At 68.9% G+C, this 7,272-nt stretch carries 9 protein-coding genes; 5 read left to right on the top strand and 4 right to left on the bottom strand.

Annotation, left to right across the window (positions count from 1 at the left end):
• Nucleotides 1–70 precede the first annotated feature (70 nt).
• Nucleotides 71–1,426, bottom strand: coding sequence for a HAMP domain-containing sensor histidine kinase (locus tag E7T09_RS19000; protein ID WP_136390752.1), 1,356 nt, complete (start codon nucleotides 1,424–1,426; stop codon nucleotides 71–73).
• Nucleotides 1,427–1,474: 48 nt separating this feature from the next.
• Nucleotides 1,475–2,143 carry a response regulator transcription factor gene (locus E7T09_RS19005; protein ID WP_136390753.1) on the bottom strand — a complete coding sequence of 223 codons (669 nt, stop codon included), beginning with the start codon at nucleotides 2,141–2,143 and terminating at the stop codon, nucleotides 1,475–1,477.
• Between the two features lie 61 nt (nucleotides 2,144–2,204).
• Between E7T09_RS19005 and E7T09_RS19010 the strand changes: the two genes are divergently transcribed.
• Both E7T09_RS19010 and E7T09_RS19015 read left to right on the top strand, forming a co-directional pair.
• Nucleotides 2,205–2,591: a hypothetical protein gene (locus tag E7T09_RS19010; RefSeq protein WP_136390754.1), complete on the top strand. Its 387-nt coding sequence runs from the start codon at nucleotides 2,205–2,207 to the stop codon at nucleotides 2,589–2,591.
• A gap of 49 nt (nucleotides 2,592–2,640) precedes the next feature.
• A complete protein-coding gene (locus E7T09_RS19015; protein ID WP_136390755.1) occupies nucleotides 2,641–3,873 on the top strand; it encodes an AI-2E family transporter in 1,233 nt (410 codons plus the stop codon).
• A gap of 12 nt (nucleotides 3,874–3,885) precedes the next feature.
• Here E7T09_RS19015 and thrB read toward each other — a convergent pair whose 3' ends face one another.
• Nucleotides 3,886–4,794: a homoserine kinase gene (gene thrB, locus E7T09_RS19020; RefSeq protein WP_136390756.1), complete on the bottom strand. Its 909-nt coding sequence runs from the start codon at nucleotides 4,792–4,794 to the stop codon at nucleotides 3,886–3,888.
• 528 nt (nucleotides 4,795–5,322) lie between these two features.
• Here thrB and E7T09_RS19025 point away from each other — a divergent pair.
• Both E7T09_RS19025 and rpmB read left to right on the top strand, forming a co-directional pair.
• Complete coding sequence (locus E7T09_RS19025) at nucleotides 5,323–5,589, top strand: GlsB/YeaQ/YmgE family stress response membrane protein (protein WP_136390757.1); 267 nt, start codon at nucleotides 5,323–5,325, stop codon at nucleotides 5,587–5,589.
• 192 nt (nucleotides 5,590–5,781) lie between these two features.
• Complete coding sequence (gene rpmB / locus E7T09_RS19030) at nucleotides 5,782–6,000, top strand: 50S ribosomal protein L28 (RefSeq protein ID WP_136390758.1); 219 nt, start codon at nucleotides 5,782–5,784, stop codon at nucleotides 5,998–6,000.
• Nucleotides 6,001–6,066: 66 nt separating this feature from the next.
• Here rpmB and lspA read toward each other — a convergent pair whose 3' ends face one another.
• On the bottom strand, nucleotides 6,067–6,630 hold the full coding sequence (lspA, locus tag E7T09_RS19035) for a signal peptidase II (protein ID WP_136390759.1): 564 nt from the start codon (nucleotides 6,628–6,630) through the stop codon (nucleotides 6,067–6,069).
• A 77-nt stretch (nucleotides 6,631–6,707) separates the two neighbouring features.
• Here lspA and E7T09_RS19040 point away from each other — a divergent pair, with 77 nt between their 5' ends.
• The gene (locus E7T09_RS19040; protein WP_136390760.1) at nucleotides 6,708–7,190 is read left to right on the top strand and encodes an S-ribosylhomocysteine lyase; all 483 of its coding nucleotides are present in this window, start codon (nucleotides 6,708–6,710) and stop codon (nucleotides 7,188–7,190) included.
• The last annotated feature ends 82 nt before the right edge of the window (nucleotides 7,191–7,272 follow it).

The raw sequence follows: 7,272 nt of genomic DNA on the forward strand, positions 1-7,272 counted from the left end.
CGTCCAGTCCAGCCGTCAGGGGGTCAGGACTCGTCTCGAGAGGGGCTGGTGCCACGGGTGAAACCAATACCTACATGGGCACCAGGGTGTCGACCGGCGATGCCGTCTCCGGCCCGTCCACGGCCAGCGGCAGGGTCACGGTGACGCGCGCCCCACCGTCCTCGCCCTGCCCGAACGCCAGCTCACCGCCGTGGGCATCCACGACCTGCCGCACCACCGCCAGGCCCAACCCGAAGCCCTCCACGTCCGAATGGCCGCGCACGAAGGCCTCGGTCAGTGAACCGGACGGCAGGCCCGGCCCGCTGTCCTCTACGACCAGCCGCGCCCGGTCGGCGCCGGGCTCCACGGTCACGCGCACCTGGCCGCCCGGCGGCGTGAACTTGATGGCGTTGCCCACCAGGTTCTCCAGCACGCTGCCGAGCAGCGCCACGTCGCCCCGGACGTGGGCGGGCGCGCCGTCCAGCCACAGATCCAGGTCACGCCGGGTCGCCAGGGGTTGCAGCAGATCCACGGCCTCGCCCGCCAGGTGGAGCAGATCCACGGCGGGCAGCGGGGCGCCCGGCGGCGCGGGCAGGCGCTGCGCACGGGTCAGGGTCATCAGGTTCCCGGTCAGCTGACGCAGGCGGCTGGCGGTGCGTTCCGTGCGTTCCAGCGCGCTGCGCAGTTCCTCGGCCGGGCGGGGCCGCGAGAGGGTGTGCTGCACGTCGGCCAGCATGGCCGTGACCGGCGTGCGCAGTTCGTGCGAGGCGCTCGCCAGGAACAGCGTCTCGTGCTCCCGTTCGGCCCGTAGGGCCTTCAGGCTGCCGTCCAGGGCGCGGGCGAGCGCACCGACCTCGCCCGGTTCGTGCAGGGCGGGCAGCGGGCTGGGCAGATCCAGGCGCTGCACCCGCCCTGCCAGCGTTTCCAGGGGCCGCAGGGCGCGGCGAACCTGCGCGGCCACCAGCGCCCCCACCACCGTACTCAGGCCCAGCAAGGTCAGTGCGGCAATCAGCACGTACCGGCGCAACAGTTTCTCCAGCGGCTCCAGGCTGCGGCCGACCTCCACGATCAGCGGCCCCTCGCGCTGCGACGCCACCAGGTACTCGCCGGTCCGGCGAACCACATGCACGCCGCTGCCGCTCAGGAAGGCCGGGTCCAGGCGCGGTGGACCGAGCGAGCCGCCGGACCACACCTGCACTCCTGAGCGGTAGACGCGGGCGGTGGCGGTCACGCCGTTCTCTTCGAGGATGTCGCGGGCGGTGGCGTTCAGGCGGCCGGGGGTGGTGTCCGCAATGGCCAGCAGCGCCTCGGCCTGCGCGTCCACCTGCCGGGAGATGGAGGAGAGTTCCGCCCGCCACAGCACCGTGCCGGCCACGCCCGCGAAGGTCAGCATGGCCAGCAGCACCGCCGCGAAGGTCAGCAGCGTCAGGCGGGTTCGCAGCGTCATACGCGGATTATGGTTCTCCGGCCGGGCGTCAGCACCACGCTCCGGGCGCTATTCGCCGTCCGGGAAGGCGTACCCGATGCCCCGCATGGTCTGCACGACGTCGTCGCCCAGCTTGCGCCGCAGGTTGCGCACGTAGGTGTCCACCACGTTCGATTCCGCATCGAACCGGCCGTCCCAGACCCGGTCGATCAGCTCCTCACGCGTGTAGACCCGGCCCGGGTGCGAGGCCAGCACCTCCAGCAGCGAGAACTCCTTGGCGGTCAGGGCCACCCTCACGCCCTCGCGGGACACGGTGCGCGCCGTCCAGTCCAGGCGCAGATCCCGCCACGTCCGTTCGCTCTGCACCTCGGCGCGGCCCCGGCGCACCAGGGCCCGCAGCCGCGCCTGTACCTCGCCCAGGTGGAAGGGTTTGACCAGGTAATCGTCGCCGCCGGCGTCCAGCCCGGTAATCCGGTCATCCACGCCGTCACGGGCGGTCAGGAACAGCACCGGGGTGGCCAGTCCGGCGGCGCGCAGGTCGCGCACCAGCTCGAAGCCGGCCTGCGCGCCCTCGGGCAGGCCCACGTCGACCATCAGGGCGTCGAAGGGGAAGCTGTCGGCCAGGGCGCGCGCCTCGTCGGCACTCGCGGCCTCGTCCACGGCATATCCGGCTTCCCGCAGGTTGGCCACCAGCGGACGCCGGATCTCCAGTTCATCTTCCACGACCAGAAAACGCATGCGACCAGCGTAGACGCTGGAGATCACGTTGCCATGAACCGGCGCGGTTCTACACTGAGACATGCGCTTCCTGCTGTGCGCCGGACTGGCCCTGCTGCTCCTGGGCTGTGCTGGCCCGCGCCGCGTCGCCGCCCAGGTGAACTCCGATCTGGGCACCGTGGCGACCGGGGGAGCGGCGGCGGATCTGCAGGTCAGGAACCGCGCGCTGACCCAGGCGGCCGATGTCTACGTCCGAACCTGCGCGCAGGTGCTCGAGGTCATGCAGGCCGAGACTGGCAGCTTCCTCCCGGGCCTGGAGGGTCGGCCGTGCAGCGATCCGGCGCTGGGCGGCAGTGCCCTGCCGACCCCGAACTCGGTCAGGAGCAGCGTCATCCATCTCAGCGGCCCGCACTACACGGTCAGCGTGACGGATCAGGTCGGGCAGCTTCACACGCTTAGCGGGCCTTGACCGCTGGTGACGGTCGTCGCAGAGCACCCTGACTGGGCATACTGGCGGCATGACCGCTGACCCGCATCTGGCCACCCGCGCTCCCTCTCTTCCGGAGCCGCCAGTCGCGCCGCCCAGCACCTGGGCCCGGCTGTGGCGCTGGCCGCTGTTCCAGCTGGCGGTGTACCTGCTGCTCGCCTGGACGCTGTGGCGGGTGGTGGGCCACGTCCACACGGTGGTGATCAATACTCTGGTCGCCTATCTGCTCGCCAACCTCGCCAACCCGCTGCTGTCGCGCCTGGAGCGTCGCGGCACGCCCCGCCCGCTGGGCATCCTGCTGCTGGTGCTGGTCTTCTTCGGCATCCTGGCCATGATCTCGCCGCTGGTCTCGACCCTCGTCCGTGAGGTGCAGGCGCTGATCACGGACGCCCCCAAGCTGCTCAACAACCTGAACGAGACGCTGCGCCGCCTGTCGGCCCGATCCGCGCTGCTGGCGAGCGCCCAGCAGCAGTTCGACGCCTGGGTGAAGGTCAACCAGCAGGATCTGCCGGGCCGGCTCAGCAAATCGCTCGGCACGATCCTCGCCCCGGACGGCGCGGTGTTCAGCGGCGTCAAGGGGGCCTTCGGGCTGCTCGGGCAGGGCTTCATCACGCTGGTCATCGCGATCTACATGATGGCCATCTACCCCAGCATCGGGCCGTTCCTGGTGCGCCTGCTCCCGCTGCGGTTCCAGCCGCTCGCGCGTGACGTGGGGCAGCACGTGGGCCGGGCGGTCGGCGGGTACTTTCGCGGGCAGATCACGGTCGCGCTGATCCTGGGCGTGCTCATCGCCGGGGGGCTCACGATCCTGGGCGTGCCGTCGGGGCTGGCCATCGGGTTTCTGGCGGCCCTGCTGAACATCGTGCCGTACCTGGGCGTGATCCTCTCGGTCATTCCGGCGCTGCTGCTCGCCATTCCGCTGGGCGGCCTGAAGGTCGCCCTGGTCGCGGCGCTGTTCCTGGCCGCCAACCAGCTCGAAGGCCACGTGATCGCGCCCCGCGTGGTGAGCCACAGCACCAACCTGTCGTCCCTGGCGGTCCTGCTCGCCATCGTGTTCGGCGTGGAAACCTTCGGCCTGATGGGCGCCGTGATCGCCGTGCCGCTGGTCGCCATGCTCAAATCCCTGCTGGAGGCCTACTACTACTCCAGCCGGGCCTACCGCGCGCAGAACGTCACCACACCCGCCATGCCTTCCGCCCCGACGGTGCCCGTGGTCGTCCCTTCAGACGACCCCGCGCCGGAGCAGGTAACCAGCGTCCGGTGAGGGCCGTGCCACTCAGCCTCGTTCGATGATCGTCCCGGCCGGGTCGATAGGCAGATCCATCACGCGGCCGGTCAGGCCGTTCTTCGTCATGACGCCGTGCAGGTACGCGTGGAGCCGCTCGGTCGGCTCCCGCGTGTCGTGGAAGCACAGCACGGTCGGCCCCGCGCCGCTCAGAGCCGCGCCCAGCGCGCCGTACCGCCACGCGTCGTCCAGGATGTCGCTCAGGCCCGGCACCAGCGGCGCGCGCCACACCTGATGGATGTAGTCCTGCATGGCGTGCCGCAGCAGATCCAAGCGGCCCACGCTGAGCGCGGCGGCCAGCAGCGCCGAGTGGGACAGGGCGTGCACGGCGTCCGCGCGGCTGTACTCTCGGGGCAGCACGGCGCGCGCCTTGCTGGTGCTCAGCTCGAAGTCCGGCACCAGCACGGTCACGCCCAGGTTGGCGGGCGGGTCGAGCCGGATGTAATGCGTGCCGAGCTTGTCGAGTGTGGCGACCACGATCCCGCCGAACAGGGCCGGAGCCACGTTGTCCGGGTGGCCCTCCTCGCGCGCGGCCACGTCGAGCACCGCCGCGTCGTCGAGCGGGCCTCCCAGCAGCTCATTGCCGGCCACGATCCCGGCGACCAGGGCGGCGGCGCTGCTCCCCAGCCCCCGTGCCAGGGGCACTTCCGTCTCGATCTCCACGCGGGCGGGTGGTAAATCTCGTCCGGCCCGTCGGGCGGCCAGCAGCATGGCGCGGTAGACGTAATTGCTCTCGTCATGCGGCGTGCCGTCCAGCTCCGCGCCCAGCGGCACGACCTCCGTCATGGCCTGGGGCGTCACGCGCAGGGTGGTGTACAGCGGCACGCTCAGGCCCAGCGAATCGAAGCCGGGGCCGAGGTTGGCGCTGCTGGCCGGGGCACGCACGGTGAAGCTGGTCACAGCGCCTTACTCCTGGCCAGAACGGCATCCTCGTCCCCGCTCCGGGCAAGCTTGCCGTTCATCCAAGGCGTGCCGCTGGGTGCCGGGCACGGCCCGGGCTGGAGGAGGGCCGGAAGGCTCCCTGCGACAGGGACGGACTGGCGAACCGTGGTGTTGATGCCGGGCATGCGGACTCCTTCATGGCCCCGTGGGGCGGCTGCCGGTCATGGTACGCGACCCGGCCGGCGCGTGGAGACCCCGTATTCAAGACAACTGATCCGGCACCGCCCTTCGGTTCAGGATGGGCGGGAACGCCTGAGGGGAACAGCCAGCCGCTGCGCGTCTGCGGGCTTCATCTGGCGATCAGGAATGAGACGGCGGAACGTGTTTTCAGGGGAAGAACTTCATGTGGGTTTGCGGGACATCCATCCCATCTTCTTCCCATCTTGAGAATGTGTGACAATGTTCATTTGGCCTTCTGGCAGGGTTTCATGCTGCCTGCACAACGAGTTCGTTCGTTGACCCCAAGCTCTTACAGGAGGAACAAACATGAGTTGGATCATCCTTATTCTGGTCGGTGCCCTCTGCGGGTGGCTCGCTAGCCTCATCATGAAGACCGATGCCCAGCAGGGTGCGGTGGCCAACATCCTGATCGGGATCGTCGGCGCGGTTCTGGCGCAGTTCCTCTTCGGTAACCTGCTCAACATCGGCGGCCAGGCGGCCGGCAACGGCTTCTCCTTCTGGAGCATCATCTGGGGCGTGGTCGGCAGTGTGATCCTGATCGCTATCCTCAAGGCCCTGCGCGTCCTTCGTTAACCCCACTCCTGTCTGGCCGGGCGTCCTCTGGACGTCCGGTTCTGTTTGGTGCCAGCATCTTCCGCCCTCCCCGGTGGTGTGCTACAGTCGGAAGGCTTGTCTGATCCCGTCCGGCAGGCGGCCGTCCGAAACGGACGCACCGCTCCCGCCGGCCAGAACCCCAGGATCCAGACTGAAGAAGGAGTAATCACCATGGCGAAAGTGTGCGAAGTATGCGGTAAAGGGCCGATTGTCGTGAACTCGGTCATCCGCCGGGGCAAGGCCCGTGCGGCGGGCGGCGTGGGCCGCAAGGTCACCGGTGTCACCAAGCGAGTCCAGAAGCCCAACCTGCAGCCCCTGCTGGTCACCCGCGCGGGTGTGAGCCTGCGTCTGCGCGTGTGCAGCAAGTGCCGCAAGAGCCTGACCGTTTGAACTGAGTCGTCCGTTTACGCCCCCGTCCGATCATCGCGGCGGGGGCGCTTGCGTTGGTTCGGGCACTTACAGGGTGCGTTTTGGCCTGTCGGCGATGAAGGTGCCGATCACCAGCAGAATCGTGCCCACCACCACGCAACTGTCCGCGAGGTTGAAGATCGGAAAGCTCCCCTGGCCAATCACCTTCGTCACGGCGCTCAGGGGCGGTGCGTGGATCATGTCGGTCACGCGGCCCAGCCGCAGACCGTCGATGGCATTCCCGACCGCGCCAGCCGCGATCATGCTCAGCACGACCGTCAGGAAGCGCGTCTGCGGGCGCCACAGCACGTACCCCAGAATCCCCAGCCCTACCAGCAGGCGCCCCAGGGCCAGTGGCGCGGCACTCCCGCTGAACATGCTCCACGCCGCTCCGGTATTGAAGACCAGCACCCACTCTAGGACGCCGGGCACCGCCACGACCGGGGGCTGGCCGGGCGTCAGGTGGCTCAGCGCCCAGGCCTTAAGCAGCTGGTCTGCGATCAGCAGCAGGACGAAGATCAGCAGAGGCACCCAGATTGGGGGGCGGCGGAACGGGCCAGTCAGAAGAGACACGCCGCGCAGTATATGAAGTCGACGTTGTGGTTCGAGCAGAGGCAGGTGCGGCCTGCCGTGTTTCGGTGGTCAGTCGGATCACCGTGTGCGCTGGCTGTGCGGGGCACAATGACGGTATGGCAAACGTTGAGTCCTTCGATCTGGATCACACCAAGGTTCATGCGCCCTACGTCCGGCTGGCGGGCGTGAAGACCACGCCGCACGGCGATCACATCAGCAAGTACGATCTGCGACTCCTGCAACCCAATCAGGGAGCCATCGAGCCGGCCGCCATCCATACCCTGGAGCACCTGCTGGCCGGCTATCTGCGCGACCACCTTCAGGACGTGGTGGACGTGTCCCCCATGGGGTGCCGGACGGGCATGTACATGGCTGTGATCGGTGCCCCGGACGAGCAGGCGGTGCTCGGCGCCTTCGAGGCCGCCCTGAAGGACACGGCCGCGCATGACCGGCCCATTCCAGGTGTGAGCGAACTCGAATGTGGCAACTACCGCAACCATGACCTGGAGGCGGCCCGCCAGCATGCGCGCGATGCGCTCGCCCAGGGGCTGAAAGTGCAGGAAACGATCCTCCTCGACCGATCATCCGCCACGTCCTGAGAGAGGAGGTGAATGACACTCGCGGGTGGGGGTTGACAGGAGGTAAGGTCGCGAGTATTGTTTCTGAGCCTCTTCGGAGGCG

The organism is Deinococcus sp. KSM4-11 (assembly GCF_004801415.1).
GTDB lineage: Bacteria > Deinococcota > Deinococci > Deinococcales > Deinococcaceae > Deinococcus.